General features: G+C 69.7%; 9 protein-coding genes. 4 read left to right on the forward strand and 5 right to left on the reverse strand.

Annotated elements, in window-relative coordinates:
• The coding region (locus AB4Z01_RS16255; RefSeq protein WP_441694510.1) for an IS66 family transposase at positions 1 to 205 on the forward strand (205 nt) is incomplete at its 5' end.
• Between the two features lie 209 nt (positions 206 to 414).
• Here AB4Z01_RS16255 and AB4Z01_RS16260 read toward each other — a convergent pair.
• The 3 genes from AB4Z01_RS16260 to AB4Z01_RS16270 are packed head-to-tail and all read right to left on the reverse strand — an operon-like array spanning position 415 to position 3,521.
• Complete coding sequence (locus AB4Z01_RS16260; protein ID WP_441695391.1) at positions 415 to 1,713, reverse strand: MFS transporter; 1,299 nt, start codon at positions 1,711 to 1,713, stop codon at positions 415 to 417.
• A 36-nt stretch (positions 1,714 to 1,749) separates the two neighbouring features.
• Positions 1,750 to 1,950: a DUF2783 domain-containing protein gene (locus tag AB4Z01_RS16265; RefSeq protein WP_441695393.1), complete on the reverse strand. Its 201-nt coding sequence runs from the start codon at positions 1,948 to 1,950 to the stop codon at positions 1,750 to 1,752.
• Positions 1,947 to 3,521, reverse strand: coding sequence for an FAD-dependent oxidoreductase (locus AB4Z01_RS16270; RefSeq protein WP_441695396.1), 1,575 nt, complete (start codon positions 3,519 to 3,521; stop codon positions 1,947 to 1,949). The genes AB4Z01_RS16265 and AB4Z01_RS16270 overlap by 4 nt, the downstream gene beginning before the upstream one ends.
• 138 nt (positions 3,522 to 3,659) lie before the next feature.
• Here AB4Z01_RS16270 and AB4Z01_RS16275 point away from each other — a divergent pair, with 138 nt between their 5' ends.
• Positions 3,660 to 4,610 carry an MBL fold metallo-hydrolase gene (locus tag AB4Z01_RS16275; RefSeq protein ID WP_441695398.1) on the forward strand — a complete coding sequence of 317 codons (951 nt, stop codon included), beginning with the start codon at positions 3,660 to 3,662 and terminating at the stop codon, positions 4,608 to 4,610.
• Between the two features lie 206 nt (positions 4,611 to 4,816).
• Positions 4,817 to 5,587 carry a helix-turn-helix transcriptional regulator gene (locus AB4Z01_RS16280; RefSeq protein ID WP_441695400.1) on the forward strand — a complete coding sequence of 257 codons (771 nt, stop codon included), beginning with the start codon at positions 4,817 to 4,819 and terminating at the stop codon, positions 5,585 to 5,587.
• On the opposite strand, the gene AB4Z01_RS16285 is transcribed toward AB4Z01_RS16280, so the two are convergent.
• Positions 5,584 to 9,264, reverse strand: coding sequence for a beta strand repeat-containing protein (locus AB4Z01_RS16285; protein ID WP_441695403.1), 3,681 nt, complete (start codon positions 9,262 to 9,264; stop codon positions 5,584 to 5,586). The genes AB4Z01_RS16280 and AB4Z01_RS16285 overlap by 4 nt on opposite strands.
• Before the next feature lie 295 nt (positions 9,265 to 9,559).
• On the opposite strand from AB4Z01_RS16285, the gene AB4Z01_RS16290 reads away from it, so the two are divergent.
• Positions 9,560 to 10,189, forward strand: a complete 630-nt coding sequence (locus AB4Z01_RS16290) for a hypothetical protein (protein ID WP_441695405.1) — start codon at positions 9,560 to 9,562, stop codon at positions 10,187 to 10,189.
• A gap of 302 nt (positions 10,190 to 10,491) precedes the next feature.
• Here AB4Z01_RS16290 and AB4Z01_RS16295 read toward each other — a convergent pair whose 3' ends face one another.
• On the reverse strand, positions 10,492 to 12,762 hold the full coding sequence (locus tag AB4Z01_RS16295) for a calcium-binding protein (RefSeq protein WP_441695407.1): 2,271 nt from the start codon (positions 12,760 to 12,762) through the stop codon (positions 10,492 to 10,494).
• Positions 12,763 to 12,930 lie beyond the last annotated feature (168 nt).

Raw genomic sequence — 12,930 nt, forward strand, 5'->3', positions numbered from 1 at the left:
GTTCACCAACAACGAAGCCGAGCGCGATGCCCGGATGATGAAACTCCGACAGAAAATCTCCGGCGGGTTCCGCACATCTCAAGGCGCAGACAACTTCGCCACGCTCCGCACCCTCATCGGCACCGCTCGAAAGCGCGGATGGAACCTGCTCGAAACACTGTCATCCTGCCCAACACAACTCATCCATAACCTCAACTCCGCCTAATCACGCCTGCACCTGGGCAGTTACGCGCAGCGAAGCAATCCATCGGGCCGCAAGGGCGGAGGCATGGATTGCTTCGTCGGCTTCGCCTCCTCGCAATGACGGTAAGGAATAGGCGTTGTGAAAAGGGCCCGCACGCGGCAGATGCAAATAGAGTGCGCCACGCCCCTTCGGGGTTCGCCATGACGGTTCAGCATTTTCAGCCGTTGGAATTACGCCAGACGGACGGCGTAGCGCCGGTGGAGCAGCCCGGCGAGGAAGGCGAAGGCGGCGACGGCGGTAAGGTACAGCCCGGGCGATGCCGGGTCGCCGGTGGCCGACAGCAGCCAGGTGGTGATCAACGCCGAAAGCCCGGCGAAGATCGCGGCGGCGATGTTGTAGGCCAGGGCGACGCCGCTGAATCGGACCTCGGTCGGGAACAGGTCGGTCAGAAGGGCGCCGAAGGTACCGTTGGCGAAGGCGCCGACCAGACCGATCGCGGCCAGCAGCAGGACGATGTCGACGCTGTGTCCGATCATCGCCTGATAGGCGGGATAAGCGCCGAGCGCGATCGCGGCGGCGCCGATGCGGTGCAGGTAGCGCCGCGGCACCGCGTCGCCGGCCCAGCCGATGGCGAGGATGGCGACCGAGAGCAGGCCGACCGCGACGTTCACCGCGAAGGAGGCGCTCACCGGATCATAGCCCGCGACCTTGGTCAGGTAGGGCGTCAGTGCCACCATCACCAGACCGTTATAGGCCTGGACCAGGGCGGCCACACCGATTCCGACCAGGAGTGGCCCGGGGAAGCGGCGGACAATCTCCAGCGCCGGCAAGCGGGCCGGCCGCTGCCGCATGCTGCGAAAGGCCGGCGTCTCCTCCAGCGCCCGGCGTAGCACGACGCTGATGGCGCCGAGCACGCCGCCGACGGCGAAGGCGATGCGCCAGCCGTAATCCTCCATCGCCGTCGGGGCCAGCACCCCGTGCAGCAGCGCGCTGATCGAGGTGCCGAGGAAGACGCCGGTGTTGGCGCAGAAGATGACGATGCCGCAGGCCAGCCCGGCCCGGCGCGGCGCGGTTTCGACCACATAGGTCAGGGCACCGGGCATCTCGCCGCCGACGCAGAGCCCCTGGATGAAGCGCAACGCGGTGAAGATCAGCGGCGCCGCAAGGCCGATCGCGGCGTAGCTGGGCACCACCGCCATGGCGAGGGTGACGCCGGTCATGATCAGCAGCGACGCCATGAACGACCGCCGCCGGCCGGCGCGGTCGCCGATATGGCTGAACACCAGCCCGCCGAGGGGGCGGGACAGATAGCCGATGGCGAAGACGGCGAAGGCGCTGATCAGCGAGACCATCGGGTCGTCCGAGGGAAAGAAGGTCGCGGCGATGTACTGGGCGAAGATGCCGTAGATGATGAAGTCGTAGAATTCGAGGCCGGCGCCGAGGCTGGCCAGGACCACCACCCGCCAGTTGATCGTGCCCGCCTGCGGTGGTGTCGTGGCCCGCCCCCGCAAATCCGATTGCAGCGTCATCTGCCCCTCCCTGGTGTTGGTTGCCGCGCCGGCGGATCAGGCCGACGGCCTGGCCTGACCGATGGCGGCGATCACCGCCTCCGGATCGCCGGCCAGATTGGCCAGGATCAGCACCAGCCGGGCGTTCAGCGCCGCGCTGGCGGCGAAATCCAGCCCGTCATGCGCCTGCAGCAGCGCGGCGTAGATGTCGTCGCCGCGGCCCGTCAGACGGTCGCGACCGAGATCATGGTCGGTCATGAGCCTCCTCCCCTCGCCCGCGCCAGCGCTGCTCGAATTTCCGCCGTCGAGGCGCCGGTCAGCCGGGCGGCGACATGCTGGTCCGGCCGGATCAGGTACAGGGCTTCGCCGTAGCGGGCGGCGGCGAAGCCATGCGGATCGCGATCGGCACCGACCCGCACTACCGGCAGGCCCGTGCCCTGCGGCACCGCGACACCGCCGACCGCCAGCAGGCTGAAGCCGCCGCCGAGTTGGTTGAGAAGGAAGGCCTCGCCGTCCAGCTGCGCGTCCAGGCATACCGCGCCTGGCGCCAGCAGCCCTTCGGCACCTTCGGCCGGCGTCTGCAGCGACAGCCCGTTCAGCGCACAGGGCAGCGACAGCCGCCCGGAATTGACCAGCCGGCGGGCGAAGGCGTGGTCGGCGGCGAGGTCCAGCACCGCCGCGCGGAACACCCGCTCGATCTCGCTCTTCGGCGTCATGAAGCGGGTGGCGCGCGCCGAGTTCAGGATGTTCTCGTCCGCCGCCCGCACCCGTTCCTCATCATAGCTGGCCAGCAGCGCCGGCGGCGCCTCTCCCCGCAGCACCAGGGCCAGCTTCCAGGCCAGGTTGTCGGCATCCTGGATGCCGCCATTGCCGCCGCGGGCGCCGAAGGGCGAGACCACATGGGCGGCATCGCCCAGGAAGATCACCCGGCCATGCACGAAGCGCTCCAGCCGGCGGCACTGGAAGCTGTAGACCGACACCCAGTCGAGCTCGAACGGCCGGTCGCCGACCATCGCCCGGATGCGCGGGATCACCCGCTCCGGCTTGCGCTCCGCCTCCGGGTCGGCATCGGGGCCGAGCTGCAGGTCGATGCGGTAGATGTCGTCCGGCTGCTTGTGCAGCAGCGCCGATTGGCCGGGATGGAAGGGCGGCTCGAACCAGAACCAGCGCTCCGGCGGGAAGCCCGCCCTCATCTCGACATCGGCGATCAGGAAGCGCTCCTCGAAGGCCTGGCCGATGAAGCCGAGCCCCAGGGCGCCGCGGATGGTCGAGCGCACCCCGTCGCAGGCGAGGAGGTAGCCGGCCTCGATCGCGTAGCCGCCATCCGGGGTCTCGACCTGGACCCGCACGCCGTCGCCGCCCGGCTCGACGCCGGTGACGCGGTTCTTCCAGCGCAGGTCGATCAGCTCCGGAAAATCGGCGCAGCGCTCCACCAGATACTGCTCGACGTAATATTGCTGCAGGTTGATGAAGGCCGGCATCTTGTGCCCTGGCTCGGGCTGCAGGTCGAAGGCGTAGACCTCGCGGTCGCGGTGGAACAGCCGGCCGACCTTCCAGGTCACGCCCTTGGCCAGCATCCGTTCGCCGATGCCGAGCCGGTCGAAGATCTCCAGCGTGCGCTTGGACCAGCAGATGGCGCGGGAGCCGACCGAGACCACGTCGTTGTCGTCCAGCACCACGCTCGGCACGCCGTGCAGCGCCAGGTCGATTGCCGCCGCCAGCCCGACCGGGCCGGCGCCGACGATGGCGACCGGATATCGCCGCCGGCCGCCGCCGGACAGCTCCGGCGGGGTGCGCACCGCGAAGCGCTGAGGGACGTATCGGGCCATGGGCCTCCCCTGCTCCGGCTCTCCCGGCCGTTTGCCCAGGATGATGCGTCGAAGGGCCCGAGTCTGTCCTCAGATCTGAGGACAGCGCAGACGGCGCGGCCGTCCTATGCTGGCCGGAACAACGCGGGAGGACCGTCCATGTCCAAGAGCTTCGCCTCGGCCGGCGACCTGGCCGAGAAGCCGATCTCCTTCACCCAGCTGGGCGACGGGCTCTATGCCTTCACCGCCGAGGGCGACCCGAACACCGGCGTCATCATCGGCGACGACAGCGTCATGGTGATCGACGCCCAGGCCACGCCGGTGATGGCGCAGAAGGTGATCGAGCGCATCCGCGGCGTCACCGACAAGCCGGTCAAATACGTCGTCCTCAGCCACTATCACGCGGTGCGCGTGCTCGGCGCCTCGGCCTATGGCGCCGGCGAGATCATCGCCTCGGAGACCTGCCGGGCGATGATCCATGAGCGCGGGCAGGAGGATTGGGATTCCGAGTTCGGCCGCTTCCCGCGGCTGTTCCAGGCGGCGGAGTCGATCCCCGGCCTGACTTGGCCGACGGTGACCTTCAAGGACCGCATGACCCTCCATCTCGGCCGCCGCCGGGTCGACCTGCTGCATCTCGGCCGCGCCCATACCGCCGGCGACATCGTCGCCTGGGTGCCGGATGCCGGGGTGATGTTCTCCGGCGACATCGTCGAGTACCGCTCCGCCTGCTATTGCGGCGATGCGCATTTCGGCGACTGGCCGGGGACGCTGGACGCCATCGCCGCGCTGCGGCCGGAGGCGCTGTCGCCCGGCCGCGGCGACGCCCTGGTCGGCGCCGCCAGGGTGGCCGAGGCGATCGAGCTGACCCGCGACTTCCTGGCCAGCACCTACCGGCCGGTCGCCCGGGTCGCGGCGCGCGGCGGCTCGCTGAAGCAGGCCTGGGATGCCTGCCGCGCCGCCTGTGACGCGAAGTTCGCCAGCTACGCGATCTACGAACACTGCCTGCCCTTCAACGTCGCCCGCGCCTATGACGAGGCGCTGGGCATCGACACACCGCGGATCTGGACCGCCGCGCGCGACCGCGAGATGTGGGCCGCACTGCAGGGTTAGCCGGCCGATGTGGTAAGAGATCGTTTGGAAATGCGCTGGTGTGAGTCGGCTGGCGGTGGTGTCGAGAACCGGCGCGCAGCGGACGTTATAGTCCGTGAGCACCGGAAGCGCAGAAACCGCCGCCAGACGGCCGCGCCAGTAGCGTTTCCAGACGGTCTCTAAGCTCCGCGCCAAAGGCGGGGGCTGGCCCCCGCGAGGGAGGAGCGATGGAGCGGATCGAAGCGCCGGACGCGCCATGGACGGCGGATGCCGACCTCCAGGCCGGCATCGTCGATGCGCTGGGCACGCCGGAATTCGGGCCGGCGGTGCTGCACGCCCTCGGCGCCATGGCCGGGGTGGAGGAGATCTTCGCCTTCCGCCGGACCGATGACGGCACCCTGCCTGCGGTGATCCTGTCCGCCGGCGCCGGGTCGCAGGCCGGCGACCGGGCCGAGGCCTATCGCCGCCACTATTTCCGCTTCGACCCGCTGAACACCGTGTTTCAAGCCGTCGACCGCGCCAGCCTTTGCCTGCGGGTGCGGCCGGACGACATCGCCGACCGCGACTACCGGCGCGACTGCTATGCCCGTCCCGGCTTCGTCGAGAAGCTGTCGATCCTGCGTCCCGGCCGCGGCGGCTGGACCACGCTCAGCCTATTTCGCCATGGCGGCGCCTTCTCCACCGGCGAGGCGCAGGGCCTCCGCGCCTTCGGCCGGCTGCTGCTGCCGCTGATCGAGGCCCATGGCCGGGCCTTCGGCGCCGACCGGCCGCCGCCCGGATCGGCCGCGGCGGTCGAGGTGCGGCTGCACGGCCTGTGCCCGGCGCTGACCGGGCGCGAGCGCTCGGTCTGCGCCCGCACGCTGATCGGCATGACCGCCGAGGGCATCGGCCTCGACCTCGGCATCCGGCCGACCAGCGTGCTGACCTATCGCCGCCGGGCCTATGAGCGCCTGGGCATCAGCACCGCCCTGCAGCTCGCCGCCCGGCTGTTCCACTAGAGCAGGAAGTCGCTGGCCGTCAGAGCATGGTCGGAGGTGACGTTGATGGCGAAGTCCGAGACCTTGTCGCCGTTGACGTCGACATAGACCACCTGGACCGAACCCGCCGTCACCACCCGCAGCTCGCCGGCATGGTGGGTATAGTCGCCGGTGCCGAAGGTGAAGGCGGTGTCGCCGTTCGTGGAGTTGCCGTCGGCGTCGATCGCCGACAGGTCGATCTTGTCGCCGGTCGAGAAGTCCAGGATCGCGTCTTTGCCGAGGCCGGACACCGCACTGTCGGACAGGGCGGTGTAGACGAAACGGTCCGCCCCGGCGCCACCCTTCAGCGCGTCGCCGCCGCCGCCGCCGGTCAGAACATCCCCGCCGCCCATGCCCCACAGGGTGTTGGCATTGGCGTCCCCGGTCAGGGTGTCGGCTTGGGCCGAGCCGACCACCTGCTCGATGCCGCTCAGCGTGTCGCCCGCGGCGTCGCCACCCGAGAAGACGCCGGTCGCGAGGTTGATCGTCACTCCGGCGGCCGAGCCGGCGTAGCTGGCCGTGTCGATGCCGAGGCCGCCGATCAGTGTGTCGGCCCCGGCCGCGCCTTCGAGCGTGTCGTTGCCGTCGCCGCCGTCGAGCTGGTCGTTGCCGGTGCCGCCCAGGATGTTGTCGTTTCCGGCCTCGCCGAAGACCTGGTCGTTCTCGCTGCCGGCATCGACCGAGTCGTCGCCGATGCCGCCATGGATGATGTCGATGCCTGCGCCGCCGACCAGCCGGTCGGCCCCATCGCCACCGCTGAGATTGTCGTTGCCGCCCTCGCCGGAGAGGCTGTCGTCGCCGCCATTGCCGACGAGCGTGTCGTCGCCGAGCTCGCCGCCGATGACGTTGCGGGCGTTGTCGCCGGTCAGCTGGTCGGCGTTGCTGGAGCCGTAGAGGTTCTCGATCCCGCTCAGCATGTCGCCTGCGGCGTCGCCGCCCGAGGTCGCGCCGGTCAGCAGGTTGACCGACACCGCCGCGGTCGAGCCCTGGTAATTGGCGAAGTCCGAGCCGCCGCCGCCGGTCAGGACATCGGCCCCGCCCCCCCCGCGCAGCACGTCGTCCCCGGCACCGCCGCTCAGCGCATTGGCGAAGCCATCGCCGAACAGCTTGTCGACGAAGGCCGAGCCGGTGACGTTCTCGATGCCGAACAGCGTGTCGCCCTGGGCATCGCCGCCCAAGCCCGTGCCGACCCCGAGGTCGATCGTCACCCCGGCCGAGGACGTGCTGTAATCCGCCGTGTCCACCCCGGCGCCGCCGCCGATCCGGTCCGCTCCGGCGCCGCCGCGGATCACATCGTCGCCGAGATCGCCGCGCAGGTCGTTGGCCCCGGCATTGCCGATCAGCGTATCGTTGACGACCGAGCCGATCAGGTTCTCGATGTTGGTCAGCGTGTCGCCCTGGGCGTCGCCGCCCGTGCCGGTGCCGGCCGAGAGATCGACCTGGACGGCCGCGGCCGACCCGGCATAGCTCGCCGTGTCGATGTCGTTGCCGCCGCGCAGCTGATCCGCGCCGCCGCCACCGAGCAGCACATCGTCGCCGTCGCCGCCAGCGAGGAGATTCGCCCCGGCATCGCCGGTGAGGGTGTCGGCAAAGAGGGTCCCGAAGACGTTCTCGATGCCGGACAGCGTGTCGCCCTGGGCATCGCCGCCCGTGCCCGTCCCGGTCAGCAGGTTGACCGAGACCGCCGCCGAGCCGGTGTACTCGACGCTATCCACCCCGTTGCCGCCACCGAGGACGTCGGCGCCGGCCCCGCCATGGAGCAAGTCGTCACCGTCGCCGGCCGTCAATGAATTGGCGCCGCCGTCGCCGGTCAGGGTGTCGTTGAAGCCCGAGCCGACGAGGTTCTCGATGCCGGTCAGCGTGTCGCCCTGGGCATCGCCGCCCGCGCCGGTGCCGGTGGCCAGGTTGGCGTTCACCCCGACGGCCGAGCTGTCGTAAAAGACCGTGTCGACGCCCGCCCCGCCGTCGATGGCGTCGGCGCCGGCGCCGGCGTTGATCAGGTCGTTGCCGTTGCCGCCGCTGACGGCGTCGTTCCCCGCGGCGGAGCGGATCGTATCGTCGCCGTCGGCCCCCGTGAGCGCATTGGCGCCGCCGTCGCCGGTCAGCGTGTCGTTGAAGGCCGTGCCGATGACATTCTCGATGCCGGTCAGCGTGTCGCCCTGGGCATCGCTACTCAGCCCGGTGCCGAGTGCGAGGTTGACCGTCACCCCGCCCGCCGAGTTGCCATAGGTCGCCGTGTCGATGCCGCCGCCGCCCTGCAGCGCGTCCGCGCCGCCGCGCCCCTGCAGCACGTCGTCGCCGGCACCGCCATTGAGGGTGTTGGCCCCGGCGTCGCCGTTGATGGCGTCGGCGAAGGCCGAGCCGGTGACGTTCTCGATGCTGCTATAGGTGTCACCACCGGCATCGCCGCCCAGGCCGATGCCGTTGGTCAGGTTGACGTTGACCCCGGCGGCGGAGAAGGCATAGGCCGCCGTGTCGCTGCCGTTGCCGCCCTGCAGGGTGTCGGCGCCGACCAGACCTTCGAGCACGTCGTTGCCGTTGCCGCCGTCGAGGATGTTGTTCACCCCGTTGCCGTACAGGGTGTCGTCGAAGTTCGACCCGATCAGGTTCTCCATGTTGGCGAAGGTGTCGCCCTCGGCCCAGCCCCCGTGGCCGACGCCTTGCAGGTTGGCGATGACCCCGGCGGTGGACCCGCCATAGGTCACCGCGTCGGTGYCGGCGCGGCCGTCGAAGAAGTTGGCCGCGGCGCTGACGCCGAAGAAATCGTCGAATGTCGAGCCGATCACGTTCTCGACCCCGATCAGCGTGTCGCCCTGCGCATGGCCGCCGGACGCGACGCCGTTGTCCACATTGACGATGACCGCGGCGCTGGAGTTCTCGTAGCCGGCGGTGTCGCTGCCCGCGCCGCCGTTCAGGACGTCGCCCAGCGCCCCGCCCTGAAGATAGTCGTCACCGGCGCCGCCGCTCAGCGAGTCGACGCCGCTGGTGCCGATGACGTTGAGAAAATCGTCACCAACCAGGGTGTCGTTCCCATCACCGCCATTGAGCGTGTCGTCGCCGCCCAGCCCGCCCAGGGTGGAGCCGCCCACGGCGGCGGTCAGGACGTCGTTGAAATTGGTGGCGATGATGGCCTCGAAGTTGGCGAAGGTGGTGCCGGCGGCCCCCCCGCCGCCGATGCCGGTGGCCACGTTGATGATCACGCCCGAGCCGGAGGTGCGGCAGTCGAGGAAGTCCCCGCCGGCGCCGCCATCGAGAAAGTCGGTGCCGCCGCTGATCGAGATGATGTCGGTGCCGCCGCCGCCGCTGATGGAGTTGCTCCCGGCATCGCCCCCGAAGATGTCGTTGAAGTTGGAGCCGATGATGGCCTCGAAGCCGGTCATGGTGTCGCCCACGGCTTCGCCGCCGAAGGCGCCGCCGTTGATATTCACCCACACCCCCCCGGTGGCGTTGGCGAAGCTGAGCGTGTCGAAGCCCGCGCCGCCATCCAGGATGTCGGCGCCCAGGCCGCCCGAGATCGTATCGTTGCCGCCCAGGCCCGTGAGCGTGTCGTTCCCGTCGAAACCATTGATGATGTCGATGCCGTCGGCATTGCCCGGGTTGCCCGGATCGGTCCCGGTGAGGGTGTTGTTGCCGGCATCGCCATTGAGGGTCTGGGTCACGGAACATCCTCCACTGTCGGGTCGGCGCCCCCCTTCCTGAGGGGAGCGTCCGGATGAGCCCGGGGGGCCGGGCAGTCACGCGCTGAAGAGGATTTAGCAGGAATACCACATATTCTGTTAGGTCCAGATCAGACAAACCCATGGGTCCAGATGCGGATTCCATGGGTCCAGATGGGACCTATCGATGAGTCCAGATGGCCGCCGGCCACCTGACCTCGTCATCCGATCCGACATCCCCCGCAGTAAACACATTGTTCAGTTGTATTAATCAGCAACAACGTTCATGCTATGTTCCATGGACAAGGCGCAGACCGATCGGATGTCGGAAGCCCCGGCCACTCCCCAGGAGGAGCGGGCGGCGCGGCATCTGCGCATGCTCGCCCGGGCGGCCGAGATCCAGATGGAGATCATGGAGGCGACCCGCACCGAAGCGGTCGAGGCGCCGCAGCCCGGCGCCGACTATTGCAAACGGATCGCCGTCGTCGCCAAGTCGCTGCGGCAGACCGTGCTGCTGGAGGACAAGCTCTCCCGGCCGCGCGAGGAGCGGCCGAAGGCCGAGGTCGGACGGGGCGACAGAGCGCGGTCCCGGATGCGAGTGACCCTGGCCATGGGCGCGGCGGCCATCGATGGCGTCGAGGGCGAGGAGCAGGACGAAGCCAACCGGCGCTTCGACGAGATGACCGAGCGGCTGGAGCGGCCGGAATTGGTGGAGTTGATCGAGACCTGCCCGACGTCGGTCGCCGTGGATCGGCTGTGCCGGATGTTCGGGTTGCCCCTGGAGGTGGACCGCTGGATCGAGATGGGCGACGCGGCACTGGCGGAGATCGCCACCTGGCCGTCGGACGGCGTCCATCCACCTGCGGATCCGCCGTGGCCTCGCTCCGCTGCCTCCGGCCGCAGGCCCAGGCCGCCGGATACCGGGTGAGCCGCTCGCGCACTCACCACCTCCACCAGCATTCAGCATCCATGAGCGCGGCCTTCCACACTCCCCCTCCCCTTGCGGGAGGGGGTTGGGGGAGGGGTCTGCGCGCGTCCGCGCGCCAATGCGCAGAGGACATCATGGCCGAAGCATCAGAGTCCAGGCCGGCCTTGATGGTGAAAACCCCCTCCCCCTGCCCCCTCCCGCGAGGAGAGAGGGAGAGTAGAAGGGATGGATTGGCTCGAACGGCGGTATTCTGAAAAGGCCCTTTGTCGAGGGGCGCGCCTCGCGATGTCGAGGGAGACCGGCTACAGCACGAAATCCGCGGCGGTGAGGGCGTGGTCGGCGGTGACGTTGATGGCGAAGTCCTGGATCTTGTCGCCGTTGACATCGGCATAGACCACCTGGATTGCGCCGGCGGTGACGATGCGGATCTCCCCGGCATGGCCGGTGAAGCCGCCGCTGCCGAAGCTGAAGGCGGTGTTGCCGTTGCTCGCGTTGCCGTCGGCGTCGATCGCCGACAGGTCGACCTTGTCGCCGGTGGCGAAGTCCCGAATCGTGTCCTTGCCGAGGCCGGAGGCCGCGCTGTCGGACAGGGCCGCGTAGACGAAGCGATCGTTGCCGACGCCGCCCTTGAGCACATCGCCACCGCCGCCGCCGGTGAGCACGTCGCCGCCCCCCATGCCCCACAGGGTGTTGGCGCCGGCATTGCCGGTCAGCGTATCGGCCTGGGCCGAGCCCAACACCTGCTCGATGCTGCTGAAGGTGTCGCCCGCGGCATCGCCGCCGGAGACCGCGCCGGTCGCCAGGTTCACCGTCACCCCGGTTGTCGAGCCGGCATAGCTCGCCGTGTCGATGCCGGCCCCGCCGGTCAGCGTGTCGGATCCCGCCGCGCCATCGAGCGTGTCGTTGCCGTCGCCGCCGTCAAGCTGGTCGTTGCCGGTGCCGCCATAGAGGGTATCGTCCCCGGCCTCGCCGAAGACCTGGTCGGCCTCGCTGCCGGCATCGACCGAGTCGTTGCCGATGCCACCATGGATGGTGTCGATGCCCGCGCCGCCGACCAGGCGATCGGCGCCGTCGCCGCCGTCGAGACTGTCATTCCCGGCCTCGCCGGAGAGCGCATCGTCGCCACCATTGCCGACGATCATATCGTCGCCGAGCTCGCCGCCGATGATGTTGCGGGCATCGGTGCCGGTGAGCTGGTCGGCATTGCTGGACCCGTACAGGTTTTCGATGCCGATCAGCGTGTCGCCGGCGGCATCGCCGCCCGAGACAGCACCGGTCAGCAGGTTGACCGTCACCCCCGAGGCCGAGCCCTGGTAGTTGGCGAAGTCAGAGCCGTTGCCACCGCTGAGAGCGTCGCCGCCGGCCCCGCCGCGGAGCGTGTCGTCGCCGTCGCCGCCGGTCAGCGCATTGGCGCCGGCGGCGCCGTACAGCCGGTCGGCGAAGGCCGAGCCGACGATGTTCTCGATCGCGTTCAAGCTATCGCCCTGGGCGTCGCCGCCCACGCCGGTACCCGCCGCCAGGTCGATCTGCACGCCGAGGGCCGAGCCGTCGTAATAGACCGTGTCGATGCCGTCGCCGCCATTGAGGACGTCGGCGCCGGCATAGCCGTTGATCAGGTCGTTGCCGGCACCGCCGCTGATGGCATTGGCCACGGCATTGCCTTGCAGGATGTCGGCGAAGGCCGAGCCGATGATGTTCTCGATGTTCTGCAGCGTATCGCCCTGGGCGTCGCCGCCCGTGCCGGCGCCGGCCCGCAGGTCGACGGTCACCGCCGCGGCCGAGCCGTCGTAATAGACCGTGTCGACGCCGTCGCCGCCGTTGAGGACGTCGGCGCCGGCATAGCCGTTGATCAGGTCGTTGCCGACGCCACCGTCGATGGCATTGGCCACCGCATTGCCTTGCAGGACGTCGCCGAAGGCCGAGCCGGTCAGGTTCTCGATGTTCAGCAGCATGTCGCCCGCGGCGTCGCCGTCCGAGCCGGTGCCGGTCCGCAGGTCGGCGGTGACCCCGGCGGGGGACAGGACATAGGTCGCCGTGTCGGTGCCGGCGCCGCCCTGCAGGGTGTCGGCGCCGGCGCGGCCTTCGAGCAGGTCGTCGCCGCCGCCGCCGTCGAGGACGTTGACCACGCCATCGCCGCGCAGGGTGTCGGCGAAGGCCCCGCCGGTCAGGTTCTCGATGCTGGTCAGCCTGTCGCCCTGGGCCCAGCCGCCGACGAAGCCCTCCGTCAGGTTGACGTTGAGCACGCCCGTGGCGTCGTCATAGACAGCGGTGTCGATGCCGGCGTTGCCATCCAGCCAATCCCCGCCGGCGCCACCCCTGAGCAGGTCGTCGCCGTCCATGCCGTGGAGACGGTCGACGCCATTGCCGCCTGAGATCGTGTCGTCGTCGCCGTAGCCGAAGAGCGTGTCGGCACCGTCGCCGCCGAAGAGCGTGTCGTCGCCGCCCAGGCCGGAGAGCAGGTCGTCGCCGGCGAGGCCATTGATGATGTCGATGCCGTCGAGGTTGGCCGGATTGAGCGGATCGCTCCCGGTGAGGAAGTCGTTGAAGTCGGTGCCGTTGATGGTCTGGGTCACGGGACGTCCTCCTGCTTGTCGGGTCGGTGCCGCCCGTTCTGCGGGGCGGCCAAACAGCCAAAGGCGCCCGGTGGAGCCGGGCGGGGCGCGGACGGTCAGGATTTAGCAGATTTCCCGCATACCCGGTTAGGTCCAGATTCGACAGACCATGGGTCCAGATGCGGTTCC

The organism is Inquilinus sp. YAF38, assembly GCF_052113205.1.
In the GTDB taxonomy this organism is placed as follows: Bacteria; Pseudomonadota; Alphaproteobacteria; order DSM-16000; family Inquilinaceae; genus Inquilinus.

What these genes read in the sequence shown, in the direction of transcription:
- AB4Z01_RS16280 (WP_441695400.1), top strand. Translation starts at nt 4,817, where the DNA reads ATGGAGCGGATCGAAGCGCCGGACGCGCCATGGACGGCGGATGCCGAC.
- AB4Z01_RS16265 (WP_441695393.1), bottom strand. Translation starts at nt 1,950, where the DNA reads ATGACCGACCATGATCTCGGTCGCGACCGTCTGACGGGCCGCGGCGAC.
- AB4Z01_RS16290 (WP_441695405.1), top strand. Translation starts at nt 9,560, where the DNA reads ATGGACAAGGCGCAGACCGATCGGATGTCGGAAGCCCCGGCCACTCCC.
- AB4Z01_RS16260 (WP_441695391.1), bottom strand. Translation starts at nt 1,713, where the DNA reads ATGACGCTGCAATCGGATTTGCGGGGGCGGGCCACGACACCACCGCAG.
- AB4Z01_RS16270 (WP_441695396.1), bottom strand. Translation starts at nt 3,521, where the DNA reads ATGGCCCGATACGTCCCTCAGCGCTTCGCGGTGCGCACCCCGCCGGAG.
- AB4Z01_RS16275 (WP_441695398.1), top strand. Translation starts at nt 3,660, where the DNA reads ATGTCCAAGAGCTTCGCCTCGGCCGGCGACCTGGCCGAGAAGCCGATC.